General features: G+C 67.0%; 13 protein-coding genes. 8 read left to right on the top strand and 5 right to left on the bottom strand.

What is annotated here, in order from left to right:
- Positions 1 to 154: 154 nt before the first annotated feature.
- A complete protein-coding gene (locus tag ACSQ2F_RS11275; protein ID WP_436022761.1) occupies positions 155 to 706 on the bottom strand; it encodes a DUF924 family protein in 552 nt (183 codons plus the stop codon).
- A gap of 193 nt (positions 707 to 899) precedes the next feature.
- Here ACSQ2F_RS11275 and ACSQ2F_RS11270 point away from each other — a divergent pair, with 193 nt between their 5' ends.
- From ACSQ2F_RS11270 to ACSQ2F_RS11250, 5 genes are all read left to right on the top strand, one after another.
- Complete coding sequence (locus ACSQ2F_RS11270; protein WP_436022759.1) at positions 900 to 1,910, top strand: sulfate ABC transporter substrate-binding protein; 1,011 nt, start codon at positions 900 to 902, stop codon at positions 1,908 to 1,910.
- Positions 1,911 to 2,086: 176 nt separating this feature from the next.
- Positions 2,087 to 3,115, top strand: a complete 1,029-nt coding sequence (locus ACSQ2F_RS11265) for a sulfate ABC transporter substrate-binding protein (RefSeq protein WP_436022757.1) — start codon at positions 2,087 to 2,089, stop codon at positions 3,113 to 3,115.
- A 57-nt stretch (positions 3,116 to 3,172) separates the two neighbouring features.
- A complete protein-coding gene (gene cysT / locus ACSQ2F_RS11260) occupies positions 3,173 to 4,015 on the top strand; it encodes a sulfate ABC transporter permease subunit CysT (RefSeq protein ID WP_436022755.1) in 843 nt (280 codons plus the stop codon).
- 4 nt (positions 4,016 to 4,019) lie between these two features.
- Positions 4,020 to 4,937, top strand: a complete 918-nt coding sequence (cysW, locus tag ACSQ2F_RS11255) for a sulfate ABC transporter permease subunit CysW (protein WP_436022753.1) — start codon at positions 4,020 to 4,022, stop codon at positions 4,935 to 4,937.
- Positions 4,934 to 6,010: a sulfate/molybdate ABC transporter ATP-binding protein gene (locus ACSQ2F_RS11250; protein ID WP_436022751.1), complete on the top strand. Its 1,077-nt coding sequence runs from the start codon at positions 4,934 to 4,936 to the stop codon at positions 6,008 to 6,010. The genes cysW and ACSQ2F_RS11250 overlap by 4 nt, the downstream gene beginning before the upstream one ends.
- 130 nt (positions 6,011 to 6,140) lie before the next feature.
- Here ACSQ2F_RS11250 and ACSQ2F_RS11245 read toward each other — a convergent pair whose 3' ends face one another.
- The 3 genes from ACSQ2F_RS11245 to ACSQ2F_RS11235 all read right to left on the bottom strand — a co-directional run bounded on the left by ACSQ2F_RS11245 (position 6,141) and on the right by ACSQ2F_RS11235 (position 10,157).
- On the bottom strand, positions 6,141 to 7,085 hold the full coding sequence (locus tag ACSQ2F_RS11245; RefSeq protein WP_436022749.1) for a CysB family HTH-type transcriptional regulator: 945 nt from the start codon (positions 7,083 to 7,085) through the stop codon (positions 6,141 to 6,143).
- A gap of 70 nt (positions 7,086 to 7,155) precedes the next feature.
- A complete protein-coding gene (locus ACSQ2F_RS11240) occupies positions 7,156 to 7,797 on the bottom strand; it encodes a peroxiredoxin (protein ID WP_436022747.1) in 642 nt (213 codons plus the stop codon).
- A 224-nt stretch (positions 7,798 to 8,021) separates the two neighbouring features.
- Positions 8,022 to 10,157, bottom strand: coding sequence for a sodium-translocating pyrophosphatase (locus ACSQ2F_RS11235; RefSeq protein WP_436022745.1), 2,136 nt, complete (start codon positions 10,155 to 10,157; stop codon positions 8,022 to 8,024).
- Between the two features lie 226 nt (positions 10,158 to 10,383).
- Here ACSQ2F_RS11235 and ppa point away from each other — a divergent pair, with 226 nt between their 5' ends.
- Both ppa and ACSQ2F_RS11225 read left to right on the top strand, forming a co-directional pair.
- Complete coding sequence (gene ppa, locus ACSQ2F_RS11230) at positions 10,384 to 10,923, top strand: inorganic diphosphatase (protein ID WP_436022744.1); 540 nt, start codon at positions 10,384 to 10,386, stop codon at positions 10,921 to 10,923.
- Between the two features lie 308 nt (positions 10,924 to 11,231).
- Positions 11,232 to 13,958, top strand: coding sequence for a M16 family metallopeptidase (locus tag ACSQ2F_RS11225; protein WP_436022742.1), 2,727 nt, complete (start codon positions 11,232 to 11,234; stop codon positions 13,956 to 13,958).
- Here the strand turns inward: ACSQ2F_RS11225 and ACSQ2F_RS11220 are convergent.
- Positions 13,948 to 15,117, bottom strand: a complete 1,170-nt coding sequence (locus ACSQ2F_RS11220; RefSeq protein ID WP_436022740.1) for a GNAT family N-acetyltransferase — start codon at positions 15,115 to 15,117, stop codon at positions 13,948 to 13,950. The genes ACSQ2F_RS11225 and ACSQ2F_RS11220 overlap by 11 nt on opposite strands.
- Here ACSQ2F_RS11220 and ACSQ2F_RS11215 point away from each other — a divergent pair, their 5' ends adjacent.
- Complete coding sequence (locus tag ACSQ2F_RS11215; protein ID WP_436022738.1) at positions 15,118 to 16,791, top strand: NAD+ synthase; 1,674 nt, start codon at positions 15,118 to 15,120, stop codon at positions 16,789 to 16,791. It abuts the gene before it with no gap.
- The last annotated feature ends 33 nt before the right edge of the window (positions 16,792 to 16,824 follow it).

The following is a 16,824-nucleotide window of genomic DNA, read 5'->3' as shown; positions in this document are numbered from 1 at the left end:
CGGAAGTGCATCGAGCGGCGCCCTGCAGGCGGCGAGGCCACGCTTCGATACTGCAGTCGAACACGTCCTTCCCCGGGGCGCAAGCTGACAGGTCTTTCAGGTCCCGGATGTCTGCTGTCGAGTGCCCGGCAGCGCCCGCGGGCACGACCGGCGTTCAGCCCGCGAAGCCGCCTTCGTCGAGGAACCGCTGTTCGGCCTGCGTCGTCACGCGGCCGAGTACCGCGTTGCGGTGAGGGAAGCGACCGAACCGCTCGATCACTTCAAGGTGGATTTCAGCGAAGTGCAGCCACTTGGCATCGGCACCCGCGTTCAGCTCCACCGCCCGCCGCTGATCAGCGAGTTCCTCCGTGTGCGAGAACGGGAGATGGAAAAAGCCGCGCAGGCCCGGTTCCACAGACCGGGGAAAGCCCCGTTCCACGGCACGTCTGGCAAGGGCCAGCGCCTGCGCGTCGGTCGCAAACATGCGCGCCGTGCCACGATAGGCGTTGCGCGGGAACTGGTCGAGCAGGACGAGCAAGGCGAGCGATCCGTCCGCCGCTTCTTCCCATGCGGCCAGGCGGCCCGAAGCCGCCGCTTCATGAGCCGCCTCGAAACGCTGGCGGAACGTGGCATCGAAGGCCTCGTCCTTGGCGAACCAGCGGCTGGGCCCGGCTTCTCGCCAGAACGCAATCACGTCGTCGGGTGAAGCGGCAGGGGTGGACGTCATGGGCTGAGGGGCGAATCGAAGAGGTGCGGTCCGGCACTGTGCCATGGCGGCCGCCCGATGAAGGGACCAGGGCCTTCATCGAAAATCGAATGAGCATCGGCTCTTTCATTCGTTCCCGTCGCGCACTTGCGTTCCTACGATGCGGGCAACGCGGGTGGACGCCCGCAGATCCCGCAGACCACAAGGAACCCGAATGACCCGCCTCCGTCCTGTTCAGCTCTGGCTCGCCGCCGCCGCATTGGCCTTCTCCGCGGCCAGCCCGGCCAAGGACATCACGCTGCTGAACGTTTCCTATGACCCGACGCGCGAGCTCTACACCGAGTACAACGCTGCGTTCGCCCGGCACTGGAAGGCCAAGACCGGAGACACCGTGACGGTCAAGCAATCGCACGGCGGGTCGGGCAAGCAGGCGCGCTCCGTCATCGACGGCATCGACGCCGACGTCACGACCCTCGCGCTCGCCTACGACATCGACGAGATCGCCCAGAAGGCCAAGCTCATCGCGCCGGACTGGCAAAAGCGCCTGAAGCACAACAGTGCTCCCTACACGTCGACCTACATCTTCCTGGTTCGCAAGGGCAACCCGAAGGGCATCAAGGACTGGGGCGACCTCGTCAAGCCGGGCGTCTCCGTCATCACGGCCAACCCCAAGACGTCGGGCGGCGCCCGCTGGGGCTACCTGGCCGCCTATGGGTACGCGCTCCGCCAGCCCGGCGGCACCGACGCCCGGGCGCGGGAGTTCGTGTCGGCCTTGTTCAAGAACGTGCCCGTGCTGGACTCGGGCGCCCGGGGCTCCACCGTCACCTTCGCAGAACGGGGCATCGGCGACGTGCTGCTGGCCTGGGAAAACGAGGCACACCTCTCCATCAAGGAATTCGGCGACGGCAAGTTCGACATCGTCTACCCGCCCTCGAGCATCCTGGCCGAGCCGCCGGTGGCGGTGGTCGACAAGGTCGTGGACAAGCGCGGCACGCGTGAGGTCGCCTCCGCCTACCTCGAATACCTCTACAGCACCGAAGGCCAGGAGATCGCCGCTCGCAATTTCTATCGGCCCATTGATCCCGCCGTGGCCGCGAAGTACGCACGCAGCTTTCCCAAGGTGAACCTGTTCACCATCGGCGAGGTGTTCGGTGGCTGGACGCAGGCGCAGAAGACCCACTTTGCGGACGGCGGCGTATTCGACCAGATCTACACCCGCAAGTAACGCGCACTTCAGCGGCCTTGATCAGGACGCGGCACTCAGCCCAGGGCAGTTGCCGCGTCCGGTGGTCCGGGGCATCCATATTCGTTTTTCGCCTAAGCAAGGAGAAATCGCGTTGTTTACGCGGGTTGGTGGCCTCCCTTAGCATTCGGTGTTGCTTTTCCCACAGGCCTGATGACATGACCTCCGCCCGCTTCGCCACCCGCCGCGCCAGCCTCGCCGCCGCCGCGGCCGCCTTTCTCCTGGGCGCCGCCCCGGCCTTCGCCGCCGGCCCGACGCTGCTGAACGTCAGCTACGACGTGGCGCGCGAGCTCTACAAGAACTACAACCCTGTCTTCATCGCCCACTGGAAGAAGACCACCGGCGAGGACCTGTCGATCAACCAGTCGCACGGCGGTTCAAGCAAGCAGGTGCGCAGCGTGGCCGACGGCCTCGAGGCGGACGTCGTGACCATGAACCAGGCCAACGACATCGACTTTCTCCACGACCGCGCCAATCTGGTGGCGGCCGACTGGGCTCGCCGCCTGCCGAACAACAGCGCTCCCAGCACGTCCACCTCGGTCATCCTCGTCCGCAAGGGCAATCCGAAGGGCATCAAGGAATGGGCGGACCTGGGCAAGCCGGGGGTCTCGGTGGTCATCCCCAACCCCAAGGTGACGGGCAACGGCCGCTACACCTACCTCGCGGCCTGGGGCTCCATTCTCAAGAGCGGCGGCGACGCCGCCAAGGCGCGTGACGTCGTCACCCGCATCTTTGCCAACGTGCCCGTGTTCGACGGCGGCGGCCGGGCGGCCACCACCACCTTCGCCCAGCGCAACATCGGTGATGCCCTCGCCACTTTCGAGAGCGAAGTGCCGCTGATCCAGCGCGAGTTCGGTGCCGACTTCGATGTCGTCTATCCCAGCACCAGCATCCTGGCGGAGAACCCGGTGGCCGTGGTGGACAAGGTGGTCGATCGCAAGGGCACCCGCAAGCAGGCCGAGGCCTACCTGAAGTACCTCTGGTCCGACGAAGGCCAGGAGATCATCGCCCAGCACAACCTGCGGCCGCGCTCGGAGAAAGTGCTGGCCAAGTACGCCAAGGCCTTTCCGAAGATCAATCTCTTCACGGTGGACGAGTTGTTCGGTGGCTGGAAGAAGGCACAGAAGGACCACTTCGATGACGGCGGCACCTACGACCAGGTGATCGCGGTCGCCAAGAAGCGCTGATCGCCGCGGCCCGCCGACGGCGTCGGCGGGACCCTTTCCGTTTTTCAAGCCTCCCCCATGCTCCTTTCCCGCACGCTCCTGAAGCGGCACAGCGTGCTGCCCGGTTTCGACCTGGCGCTCGGCTTCACCCTGCTGTACCTGTGCTTCATCGTGCTGATCCCGCTGTCGGCCGCCTTCCTCAAGACGTTCACCATGACATGGCCGGCGTTCTGGGAGGCGGTGGCGTCTCCTCGCGTGGTGGCGTCGTACCGGCTCACCTTCGGCGCGTCGTTCGCGGCCGCCTTGATGAACGCCTTCTTCGGCCTCATCGTCGCGTGGGTGCTGGTGCGCTACGACTTCTTCGGCAAGCGGGTGATCGACGCGCTCGTCGACCTGCCGTTCGCCCTGCCCACGGCCGTGGCCGGCATCGCGCTCACCGCGCTCTATGCCGCCAACGGCTGGATCGGCCAGTACCTCGCGCTGGTGGGCATCAAGGTGTCGTACACGCCGCTGGGCGTGTTCGTCGCGCTCACCTTCATCGGCCTGCCGTTCGTGGTGCGCACGCTCCAACCCGTGCTGGAAGACCTGCAGTCTGAACTGGAGGAGGCCGCAGCCACCCTCGGCGCCACGCGCTGGCAGACATTCACCCGCGTGCTGCTGCCGATCATGCTGCCCGCGCTGCTCACGGGCTTCGCGCTGGCCTTCGCGCGCGCGCTGGGCGAGTACGGGTCGGTGATCTTCATCGCCGGCAACATGCCGATGGTCTCCGAGATCACGCCGCTGCTCATCATCACCAAGCTGGAGCAATACGACTACACCGGCGCCACGGCCATCGCGGTGGTGCTGCTGGTGGTGTCGTTCCTGATGCTGCTGGCCATCAACCTCATCCAGGCGTGGGCGCGCAAGCGCCAGGGAGGCTGACCCGATGAATGCTTCAACGACTTCAACGCCGCTGTCGAGCGCCGAGGCCGGTCAGGCCCGCGGCTCCGCGCTCGCCGCCACCCAGGAACCCCACTGGGTGCGGTGGCTGCTCATCGCCACGGCCCTGGTGTTCCTGACGCTGTTCCTTTTCGTGCCGCTGGTGGCCGTGTTCGTCGAGGCCTTCAAGAAGGGCGTCGAGGTGTACCTCGCCGCCATCGTGGAGCCTGATGCGCTGTCGGCCATCAAGCTCACGCTCATCGCCGCCGCCATCTCCGTTCCCTTGAACCTGGTGTTCGGGGTCGCCGCGGCCTGGGCCGTGGCCAAGTTCGATTTCCGGGGCAAGAACGTGCTGCTCACCTTGATCGACCTGCCGTTCTCGGTGTCACCGGTGATCGTGGGCCTCATCTACATGCTCGTGTTCGGCCTTCAGGGCTGGATGGGCGAGTGGCTGCGCGAGCATGACCTGAAGGTCGTCTTCGCCGTGCCCGGCATCGTGCTGGCGACCGTGTTCGTGACCTTTCCCTTCGTCGCCCGGGAGCTCATCCCGCTGATGCAGGCCCAGGGCCAGGAGCAGGAGGAGGCCGCCCGCGTGCTGGGCGCCTCGGGCTGGCAGATGTTCCGCCGGGTCACGCTGCCCAACGTCAAGTGGGCCTTGCTGTACGGGGTGATCCTCTGTAACGCCCGCGCCATGGGCGAGTTCGGTGCGGTGTCGGTCGTGTCGGGTCACATCCGGGGCCAGACGAACACCATGCCGCTGCACATCGAGATTCTCTACAACGAGTACCAGTTCGCGGCCGCATTTGCGGTGGCGTCGCTGCTCGCCGGCCTCGCGCTGGTGACGCTGGTGCTGAAGTTCGTGGTCGAGCGCCGCGTCAAACAGGAAGTGCGTCTCGCCAGCGAGCGCCCAGGAGTCCCCCAATGAGCATCCAGATCCGCAACCTGAACAAGCGCTTCGGGGCGACGGTCGTCTGCGACAACCTGAACCTCGACATTCCGTCAGGCGAGCTCGTCGCGCTGCTCGGCCCGTCCGGGTCTGGCAAGACCTCGCTGCTGCGCATCATTGCCGGCCTCGAGCGTCCGGACTCCGGCAGCGTGCTGTTCCATGGCGCCGATGCCACCCATGACGACGTGCGCGACCGCAACGTCGGTTTCGTGTTCCAGCACTACGCGCTCTTCGCGCACATGAGCATCTTCGAGAACGTGGCGTTCGGCCTGCGAGTCCGGCCTCGTGCCACGCGGCCCTCCGAGGCGAAGATCCGCGAGAAGGTCATGGAACTGCTCAAGCTCGTGCAGCTCGACTGGATCGCCGACCGCTATCCGCACCAGCTTTCGGGCGGCCAGCGACAGCGGATCGCGCTGGCGCGCGCCCTCGCGGTGGAGCCGAAGGTGCTGCTGCTCGACGAGCCCTTTGGTGCCCTCGATGCGAAGGTGCGCAAGGAACTGCGCCGATGGCTGCGCCGCTTGCATGACGAGGTGCATGTGACCAGCGTCTTCGTGACCCATGACCAGGACGAAGCCATGGAAGTGGCCGACCGGGTGGTGGTGATGAACAAGGGCCGCATCGAGCAGGACGGTACGCCCGACGAGGTCTACGACCGCCCGGCCACCCCGTTCGTACTGCAATTCCTGGGGGATGTGAACCTGTTCCATGGCCGGTTCGGTCATGCACCGGGCGGCGCCACGGAAGCGGCGGAGGTCAGCTATGTGCGGCCGCACGAACTGGAGATCCTCGCCGAGCCGCGAGACGGTGCCCTGCCGGTCACCTTGTCGCAGGCCCTGACGGTCGGGCCCCAGACTCGCATCGAGTTCAAGCGGCTCGATGACGGCAGCTATGTGGACGTGGAGATGGCACGCAGCGAGTACAACGCGGTGCGAGATCGCCTCCAACTGGCGCCTGGCAGCAAGGTCCACCTGCTGCCCCGTCGAGTGACCCGATTCACGGCCGGCAGCAATGCGCTGGGCGGCGAGGCGAGTGATCCTGCGGCGCTGATCTGAATCCGGCAAGCGGTGCAGTGCACCAGGCACCGCGGGTGCGCCGGCGCCGCCCCTCGTGATGAGCGGGCGCGTCTCGCACGCGGCTCGGGGCCGCCCGCGCACGGCCCGGCTCTGCTCCGGCCCGTACGCCTCAGGCTTCGGCGATTTCTCCGGGGCCTGACGCCATCGCGCGCTGCACCACATCGCGGGTCAGGGTGGGTGCGAAAGTTTCGACGAAGTCGTAGACATAGCTGCGCAGGAAGCTGCCGCGACGCACCGCGAGCTTGGTGAGGTTGATCGCGAACAGGTGGCCCGCGTCGATCGCACGCAAGGTGCGATCACGTTCCTCGTCGAAGGCGATGGAGGCGACGATGCCCACGCCGAGGCCGAGTTCCACATAGGTCTTGATGACGTCCGCGTCCATGGCGGTGAGCACCAGGTCGATGGGCACCCCCGCCTTCTCGAAGGCCTCGTCGATGTGCAGCCGGCCCGTGTAGCCGGCCCCGTAGGTGATGAGCGGGTACTGCGCCAGGCGCTCCAGCGTCAAGGGTTCAGAGTCGAGCAGCGGGTGGCCAGGCGGCACGATCACGCTGTGCGTCCAGCGGTAGCAGGGCAGGGCGACCAGGTTGTCGTAGCGGGCCAGCGCCTCGGTGGCGATGCCGATGTCTGCCTCGCCCGAGAGCAGCATCTCGGCCACCTGCTTGGGCGAGCCTTGATGAAGGTTCAGCGTCACCTGCGGATAGCGCTGGCGGAAGTCCCGTACGGCGCCGGGCAGCGCATAGCGGGCCTGCGAATGGGTGGCCGCGATCGACAGCCGCCCGTTCGCCTGCTGGGTGAACTCCTCGCCGGCGCGCCGCAGGTTCTCCGCGTCGTTCAGCATGTTCTCCACGATGGGAACGATGACGGCGCCCACCTCGGTCAACGAAGTGAGGCGCTTGCCCGCGCGAACGAAGAGGTCCACGCCGAGTTCCTCTTCGAGTTCCCGGATCTGCCGACTCACGCCCGGCTGGGAGGTGTGCAGCACGCGGGCCACCTCGGTGAGATTGAAGCCGCAACGGACGGCCTCGCGGACGGAGCGAAGTTGTTGGAAATTCATGGGACGGCAAGGAAAGGCCCGCCGCGCACCCGCAGGCCGCGGTCGGCTTGCGCTGCGGCGGGCAGGCAGCTCATTTGTTCGGCTGGGGCGTCAGGCGCAGGTACGGAGTGACGGCGGTGTAGCCCTTGGGGAACTTCTGCTTGATGAGGTCCGGGTCCTGGATCGAGGGGACGATCACCACGTCGTCGCCATCCTTCCAGTTGCCGGGGGTGGCCACGCTGTGCGAGTCGGTAAGCTGCAGCGAGTCGATGACCCGCAGGATCTCATCGAAGTTGCGCCCGGTGCTGGCCGGGTAGGTGATGATCAGGCGGACCTTTTTCTGCGGATCGATCACGAAGAGCGAACGCACCGTCGCCGTGGTACTGGCGTTCGGGTGGATCAGGTCGTAGAGCTCGGAGACCTTGCGGTCGGCGTCCGCCAGGATGGGAAAGCCGACGACGGTCTTCTGCGTGCGGTTGATGTCCTCGATCCACTTGGCGTGGGAGTCCACGGGGTCGACCGACAGCGCGATGGCCTTCACGTTGCGGCGCGCGAACTCGTCCTTCAGCTTGGCCGTGAGGCCGAGTTCGGTCGTGCACACGGGCGTGAAGTCGGCAGGGTGCGAGAACAGCACGCCCCAGCTGTCGCCCAGCCAGTCGTGGAAACGGATTTCCCCGGTGCTGGATTGCTGGGTGAAGTCGGGCGCGGTGTCGCCGAGTCTGAGGCTGGCCATGGTTCATCCTTTCGGTGTTGAGGCAAGGAGCGCGGAAGGCTGTGCCGTCCACACTGCTGGGCGCAGTATCCCGGCGTCGAATGGCGGACGGAACAACGGAATCGTGCTGTGCTTATGCGGTTTGTGCAGCATGCGCCGCGCAGCGCTCCGCAGCGGCCGGTGAAAGGCCGGCGCGCAAAGCGGAACGGAGGCCCAGGCCTCCGTTGGCGCGTGGGCGTGGGCGCTCAGCGCGCCGTGGTCGGCGCCGCTGCGACGATGGCCGCGGGGGCCGACGCCGCGTCGGTCCTGTCCGTCATCGCACCGGGCAGCAGCGGGACGATGAGCAGGGCCACGATGTTGATGATCTTGATGAGCGGGTTGACCGCCGGACCGGCCGTGTCCTTGTAGGGGTCGCCGACCGTGTCGCCGGTGACGGCCGCCTTGTGGGCGTCCGAGCCCTTGCCCCCGTGGTGGCCGTCCTCGATGTACTTCTTTGCGTTGTCCCAGGCGCCGCCGCCCGTGCACATCGAGATGGCGACGAAGAGGCCGGTGACGATCGTTCCCATGAGCAGGCCGCCGAGCGCGGCGGGGCCGAGCAGCAGGCCGACCAGGATGGGCACCACCACCGGCAGCAGGCTCGGCACGATCATCTCCTTGATGGCCGCACCCGTCAGCATGTCGACGGCCCGGCCGTACTCGGGCTTGCCCGTGCCATCCATGATGCCCTTGATGTCACGGAACTGGCGCCGGACTTCCTCGACCACCGCGCCCGCCGCGCGGCCCACGGCTTCCATGGCCATCGCGCCGAAGAGGTAGGGAATCAGCCCGCCGATGAAGAGGCCGACGATGACCATGGGCTCGGACAAGTCGAAGCGGACGTTGAGTCCCTGGGCGGTGAGGGCGTGGGTGTAGTCGGCGAAGAGCACCAGGGCGGCGAGACCGGCCGAGCCGATGGCATAGCCCTTGGTCACCGCCTTGGTGGTGTTGCCCACGGCGTCCAGCGGATCGGTGACGTCACGCACGGACTTGGGCAACTCGGCCATCTCGGCAATGCCCCCGGCGTTGTCGGTGATCGGGCCGTAGGCATCGAGCGCGACGACGATGCCGGCCATGCTGAGCATGGCGGTGGCGGCCACCGCGATGCCGTAGAGGCCGGCCAGTTGGTACGACACCAGGATGGCGATGCACACGAAGATCACCGGCCAGGCGGTGGATCGCATGGAAACGCCCAACCCGGCGATGATGTTGGTGCCATGGCCGGTGGTCGAGGCCTGCGCGATGTGCTGCACGGGCTTGTAGTTCGTGCCGGTGTAGAACTCGGTGATCCAGACCATGGCGGCGGTCAGCACGAGGCCCACCGCACAGGCACCGAAGAGCCGCATCTGGGTGGATGCACCCAAGGCATCGTTCGGAACCACGGCGGCGGTGATGAACCAGAAGCCGATGAGCGAGATGACACCGGCGACGGTCAGGCCCTTGTAGAGGGCCGGCATCACGTTCTTCATGCCGGGGCTCGCCTTCACGACGCTGCAGCCGATGATGGAGGCGATGATCGAGAACCCGCCCAGCGCCAGCGGATACACCACGGCGGCCAGCGCGGCCTCAGGCACCACCAGTGCACCGAGCGCCATGGTCGCGATGAGGGTGACGGCGTAGGTCTCGAACAGGTCGGCCGCCATGCCGGCGCAGTCGCCGACGTTGTCGCCCACGTTGTCGGCGATCACGGCCGGGTTGCGTGGATCGTCCTCGGGAATGCCGGCCTCCACCTTGCCGACCAGGTCCGCGCCGACGTCGGCGCCCTTGGTGAAGATGCCGCCCCCCAGTCGGGCGAAGATGGAGATGAGCGAGGCGCCGAAGGCCAGGCCCAGCAGGGGCTTCAGGGTGGTGGACAACTGCTCGGCCGGCACCTCGGCCCCGCGGGTCAGGTAGAGGAAGAAGAGGGTGACGCCCAGGAGCCCGAGGCCGACCACCAGCATGCCGGTGATGGCGCCGCCCTTGAAGGCGACGTTGAGTGCCGGGGCGATGCCCTGGGTCGCAGCCTGCGCGGTGCGCACGTTGGCGCGTACCGACACGTTCATGCCGATGAAGCCGCAGGCGCCCGACAGCACCGCCCCGACCACGAAGCCGGCCGCGGAGGTGAGACCGATGAAGATGCCGATGAGCACCGCCAGCACGACGCCGACGATGGCGATGGTCTTGTACTGCCGCGCCAGGTAGGCGGCAGCCCCTTGCTGGATCGCCGCGGCGATCTCCTGCATGCGCGCGTTGCCGGGATCTTGCTTGAGGATCCAGCTTCGCTGGAAGAACCCGTAGAGCACGGCGATCACGCCGCAGGCCAGGGCCAGGTACGCCAGCAGGTTAGGCGCAAGGGGGTTGGACATCGGGGACTCCTTCTTCTTCGTCTGAGGGATGACTACTGGAACGGAACCGACAAATCCGGAACGCCCCTTGGCCGGGCGGCAAGGGGCGTGCTGCGGGGCATGCTACGGGAAGCCGCCGTCGAAGTCCTCATGGTGTTTTCCAGCGGTAAGGCCAACGTCAGGCGTCGGGGCGTCTGCCGGATAAAATCCGGGTTTCCCCGCGCTTCAACCAGAGAACCGAGAACCCATGAGCCTGCACAAAGTGACCCCCGGGGCGAAGGCGCCCGACCAGTTCAACGTGATCATCGAGATCCCGATGAACGCCGATCCCGTCAAGTACGAGGTGGACAAGGAAAGCGGGGCCCTGTTCGTGGACCGTTTCATGAGCACCGCCATGCACTACCCGTGCAACTACGGCTACATCCCGCAGACGCTCTCGGACGACGGCGATCCGGTGGACGTGCTCGTGATCACGCCGTTCCCGCTGGTGCCGGGCGTCGTGGTGCCCTGCCGTCCGGTGGGCATTCTCAAGATGGAAGACGAAGCCGGCGGCGACGCCAAGCTGCTGGCCGTGCCCATCGACAAGATCCTGCCGATCTACACGCACTGGCAGAAGCCGGAAGACATGAACCCGCTGCGCTTGAAGACCATCCAGCACTTCTTCGAGCACTACAAGGACCTCGAGCCCGGCAAGTGGGTGAAGGTCACGGGTTGGGAAGGCCCGGAGTCGGCCAAGGAAGAAGTTCGCAACGGCATCGAGGCGTACGCCAAGTCGCAGAAGGCCTGAGCGATGTCGCACCTGCTCGGCCTGCCGCTGGCAGCCGAGCAAGGCGATGCCCCCGAAAGCCGCAGTTCGCTGCGGCTTTTTTTGTGCCTTCGCACGCCTGCGTGCCCGCGGGGCGTCGCCATCAGCCATGGGCTTCACGCGGCCGATGCAGCACGTCGATCGTGGCATCGCGGACTCGAAGGCTTCAGGTGTTCGGCATGCCGGGCGGGACGTCAAGGATAGCCCCGCCGATTCGGGCATGAAGACGGAACCGTGGTGCGCGCCCACCGCTCTACACTGCTCGTTTCGCCGTCGGAGCCCCCTTGCCCATGCTGCATCGAATCTTCCGCCTCACCTTCGGCCTGTCGGTCGCCTTGTTCATCCACGCCACGCCCGCTTTGGCCGAGGCACTTCCTGCCGGCGTCACGCGGGTGCAGGCGGTCGAGGGGATCACGGAATACCGGCTGAAGAACGGGCTGCAGGTGCTGCTCATCCCGGACGCGTCCAAACCCACCACCACGGTCAACATGACGTACCGCGTGGGCTCCCGCCACGAGAACTATGGCGAGACGGGCATGGCCCATCTGCTCGAGCACCTGTTGTTCAAGGGCTCCCCCAAGCACCCGGAGGTCTGGGCCGAATTCACCCGACGTGGCCTCGCCGCCAACGGCAGCACGTGGTTCGACCGCACCAACTACTTCGCGAGCTTCGCCAGCAACGAGGAGAACCTTCGCTGGTACCTCGGCTGGCAGGCCGACGCCATGGTCAACAGCTTCATTGCCCGCCGTGATCTCGACACCGAGATGACGGTCGTGCGAAACGAAATGGAGATGGGCGAGAACAGCCCGCAGCGCATCCTCTTCGAGAAGACGCTGGCCACGATGTTCCAGTGGCACAACTACGGAAAGAACACGATCGGCGCGCGCACCGACGTGGAGAACGTCGACATTCCGCGGCTCAAGGCCTTCTACCAGCGCTACTACCAGCCGGACAATGCGACGCTCATCGTTGCCGGGCGCTTCGAGCCGCAGCAGGTGCTGCGATGGATCGCCAGTGACTTCGGCCGCATCCCGAAGCCGGCGCGCAAGCTGCCCGTGCAGTACACCCTCGACCCGGTACAGGACGGCGAGCGCAGCGTCACGCTGCATCGCGTGGGCGGCGTGCCGCTGTTGAACGCCGCCTACCATGTGCCGCCCGGCGCCAGCGCCGACTATCCGGCGGTGGAGCTGATCAACCTGATCATGGGTGACACCCCGTCCGGCCGCTTGCACCGGCGCTTGACCGAACAGCAACTGGCGGCCGCCACCTTCGCCTTCGCCGAAGGTCTCGCCGAGCCGGGCTTCACGCTCTTTGGCGCGCAGCTGGCGCCGGGCCAGGACCTCGACCGCGCTCGGGTGGCCTTGCTTGCGACCGTGGAATCCGTGGCGGCGGAACCCGTGACGGATGAGGAATTCAAGCGCGCACAGGTCAAGTGGCTCAAGGACTGGGAACAGGCCTTCACCAACCCGGAGACCGTCGGGGTCGCGCTCAGCGAGTCGGTGGCCCAGGGCGACTGGCGGCTCTTCTTCCTCACCCGCGACCGGGTGCGCGACATGGACCGCGCCGAGGTGCAACGGGTGGCCGAACAGCGCCTCGTGCGCAGCAACCGGACCCTGGGCACCTACGTACCGACCGACAAGCCGGTGCGTGCGCCCACGCCGGCGCGCGTCGACGTGGCCGCCGAGCTCAAGGCGTTCAAGCCGCAGGCCGCGGCCTCGGCCGTGGAGGCCTTCGATGCATCGCCCGCCAACATCGACCGCCGCACGCAGCGCTTCGACATCGGCAACCTCAAGGTCGCGGTCTTGCCCAAGGGCGCACGTGGCGGTGCGGTGCGGGCCACCTTGAGCCTGCACTTCGGCAACGAGAAGACCCTGTTCGGCCAGAACGACGTCCCCGCCTTCGTGGCAGAGCTTCTCGACAAGGGCACGGCCACCTTGACACGCCAGCAGGTCCAGGACCGGCTCGATGCCCTCAAGACGGAGCTGTCGGTGGGCGGCAGCGATGGCAGCGTGTCGGTGACCTTGCAGACCCGGCGTGAGCACCTGGCTGACGCCGTCGCGCTGGTCGGGGAGATGGTGCGCCGCCCGGCGTTGCCGGAGGACGCGCTCGCCGAACTCAAGCAGCAGTCGCTCTCGGCCATCGCGCAGCAGCGCCTCGAGCCGGGCGCCGTGGCGGCCAACCAGCTCGCCCGGCACGGCAATCCGTATCCGCGCGGCGATGTTCGCCATGCCCGGAGCTTCGACGAGATGGTGCAGGACATCGAGTCGGTCACCATCGAGCAGGTGAAGGCCTTCCATCGCCGCTTCTACGGGCTGCAGCGGGCCGAGTTCGGCGCGGCCGGCGACATCGACGTGCCGGCGTTGCGCGCAGCGTTGGAGAAAGCCTTGGGCGACTGGCAAGGCGGCGAACCCTACACGCGTGTGCCCAACCCCATCGTGCCGGCGAAGGCCGAGCGGTTCATGCTGGCGACGCCGGACAAGCAGAACGCCACCTTGCTCGCCGGGATGCCGGTGCCCCTGTCGGACACCGATGCCGACTACCCGGCCCTGACGATGGCCAACTACCTGCTGGGCGCCGGCGGCAATTCGCGGTTGTGGAAGCGCATTCGCGAGAAAGAGGGCCTGTCGTACGACGTTCGCACGAGCATCGGGTGGAACTCCGTGGAACCGCACTCCGAGTGGCAGGCAAGCGCCATCTTCGCGCCGCAGAACCGCGCCAAGGTGGAGGCGGCCTTCCAGGAGGAACTGGCGCGTGCGCTCAAGGAAGGCTTCACGGCCGCCGAGCTTGCTGCCGGTCAGCGGGGGTTGCTGTCGTTCCGCCGGCTGTCGCGGGCGCAGGACGGCGTGCTGGCCTCGGCACTGGCCAACAACCTGTACCTCGGCCGGACGTTCGAGGTGTCGGCCCGGGTGGATGAAGCCCTGTCCAAGCTGACGGTGGAGCAGGTGAATGCGGCGCTGCGTCGCTACGTCAAGCCGTCCGACCTGGTGGTGGTGTACGCCGGCGACTTCAAGCCTTGAACGGTCGACGGCTGTTGAGCTCGTCGAGGTAGTCGGCCACGCCTTCGCCCTCTCGGGCGAGGTGCTGCGCGACGGCTTCGGCGAACTGCGGGTGGGCGAGCCAGTGGGCTGACCAGGTGGCGACTGGCAGCAGGCCGCGCGCCATCTTGTGCTCGCCCTGGGCGCCGCCTTCGAAGCGCCGGAAGCCGCGGGCGATGCACCATTCGAGCGGTTGGTAGTAGCACGCCTCGAAGTGCAGGTGCGAGATGGCATCCATCGCGCCCCAGTACCGGCCGAAGGCATGGCCGCGCTCCGGATCGATGGCGATCAGGGAGGCGGCCACGCGGCTGCCATCCCGCCAGGCAATGAAGAGCAGCCAGTTCCTTGCCATGTTGCCCTGCATGCGGGCGAAGAAGTCGCGGGTGAGGTACGGGGTCGAACGGTGTTCGCGATAGGTCTGGGTATAGCAGCGGTAGAAGAAGTCCCAGTCCTCGCCCGAGATGGCCTCGCCCTCGTGCACGGTGAACGTGATACCCGCCTCCTGAACGCGCCTGCGCTCCTGCTGGATCTTCTTGCGCTTGTCGCGCGTCATGTCGGCCAGGAAGTCGGCGAAGTCGGCGTAGGGCGTGGGTTCGCGCTGCATCCAGTGGAACTGCACCGTCCTGCGCATCAGCCAGCCCGCTTCCTGTGCCGCGGCCTGATCTGCGGCGTCGAGGAACAGGAGGTGCGCCGATGACAGACCGGCCTGCGTGGCGAACTGCCGAATGCCTTGCAGCAGCGCCAGGCGCGCAGGGGCGTCTCGCGCCATCAATCGGGGGCCCGGGACCGGCGTGAAGGGCACCGCCGACAGCAGCTTCGGGTAGTACGCCAGCCCGTGGCGATGGTAGGCGTCGGCCCAGGCCCAGTCGAACACGTATTCGCCGTATGAGTGCGACTTCAGGTACAGCGGGCACGCACCCACCAGTTCTCCGCCCTGATGCACCGTCAGGAAGCTGGGTTGCCAGCCGGTCTCCTCGGTCGCGCTGCCCGACGCCGTCAGCGCGTCGAGGTAGGCATGGCGGGTGAACGGCGTCGCCGACGGCTGGGCGTCATGGAGTGCATCCCACGCCGCGGCATCGACCTCGGTCGGGTTGTCCAGCACCCGGATGACATAATCGTTCGAGCCGTCCCTGCGATCCATATGCTTCCTCAATCCAGCGTCAAAGTCGCGCTTGCCCAGATCAACGCCACGGTCGGCGACCTGGCAGGCAACACGCGAAAGATCATCGATTTCTCCCGCCGTGCATACGCGCAGGGCGCGCGGCTCGTGCTCACCCCGGAACTGGGCCTGTGCGGCTATCCGCCCGAAGACCTGCTCCTGCGCCCGGCGTTCATGGAGGCATGTTCGCAGGCTCTGCTTGACTGCGCTGCGGCGCTGGCCGATTTGCCCGGATTGTCGGTGGTCGTCGGGCACCCGCACGCACTGGAGGCGGCAGTCGGGTTGCGCACGCGATCCCAATCGGTGCCACACCGCCTGAACGCCGCCTCGGTGCTGCGCGAAGGGCGGGTCATCGCCACGTACGCCAAGCGCGAGCTGCCGAACTACCAGGTCTTCGACGAACGTCGGTACTTCGTGTCCGGGCGCGATGCCGGCTTGGCCCCGGTCGTCATCGACGTGCAGGGGATCAGGTTCGGCCTGAACATCTGCGAGGACGCCTGGTTCAACGAGCCGCCCCGCGCTGCGCGCGCGCTGGGGGCCGATGTGCTGTGCGTCCTCAACGCGTCCCCGTTCCACCTCGGCAAGGTGGATGAGCGTGAATCCCGCATGAGCCATTGCGCCCGCGAGATCGGCGTGCCCGTGCTCTACGCCCACCTCACAGGCGGCCAGGACGAAGTCGTCTTCGATGGCGGCTCGTTCGCCGTGGGTGCCACGGGCGAGGTGACGGCCCGTGCGCCGATGTTCGAGGAGTCGATCACGCTGCTGGAGGTGTCCCGCGACGGGGTGCGCGGCGACATCGCGCCGGTGCCGGCGGTCGAAGCGCAGGCCTGGGGCGCCCTCGTCACTGGGGTACGCGACTACATCGGCAAGAACGGTTTCCCGGGCGCGCTGATCGGCTTGAGCGGCGGCATCGATTCCGCGCTCGTGCTCGCGGTGGCGGTGGATGCCATCGGCGCGGACAAGGTGCGCACCGTGATGATGCCTTCGCCCTACACGGCGGACATCTCGTGGATCGACGCACGCGACATGGCCGGCCGGCTCGGCGTGCGCTACGACGAGATCTCCATCGTCCCCGAGTTCGAGGCCTTCAAGAAGAGCCTGGCCACGGAGTTCGCCGGCCGAGCCGAGGACGCCACGGAGGAGAACATTCAGGCCCGCATCCGGGGCACGCTGCTGATGGCCCTGTCCAACAAGTTCGGCAGTATCGTGCTGACCACGGGCAACAAGAGCGAGATGGCCACCGGTTACTGCACCCTGTACGGCGACATGGCAGGTGGGTTCGCCGTCATCAAGGACGTCGCCAAGACGCTGGTGTACCGGCTTGCGCGCTGGCGCAACGCACAGGGTGCCGAGGTGATCCCCGAGCGCATCATCATCCGGCCGCCTTCAGCTGAGCTGCGCCCGGACCAGAAGGACCAGGACAGTCTGCCGCCCTACGACGTGCTGGACGCCATCCTTCAACACTACATGGAAGAGGACCAGTCCATCGAGGACATCGTGGCCGCCGGGTTCGACCGTGCCGATGTCGAACGGGTCACGCGCCTCATCAAGATCAACGAGTACAAGCGCCGGCAGGCGCCGGTCGGCATTCGAATCACCCACCGCGCCTTCGGACGAGATTGGCGGTACCCGATCACATCCGGCTTCCGCGCGTAAACTCGACTCATATCACCTTTTCCCTGGAGACCC

The organism is Rhizobacter sp. LjRoot28 (genome assembly GCF_964253025.1).
Classification (GTDB): domain Bacteria; phylum Pseudomonadota; class Gammaproteobacteria; order Burkholderiales; family Burkholderiaceae_C; genus Rhizobacter.
Note: the sequence above shows the minus strand (reverse complement) of the source record. Positions and strands in the feature narration are given on the sequence as shown.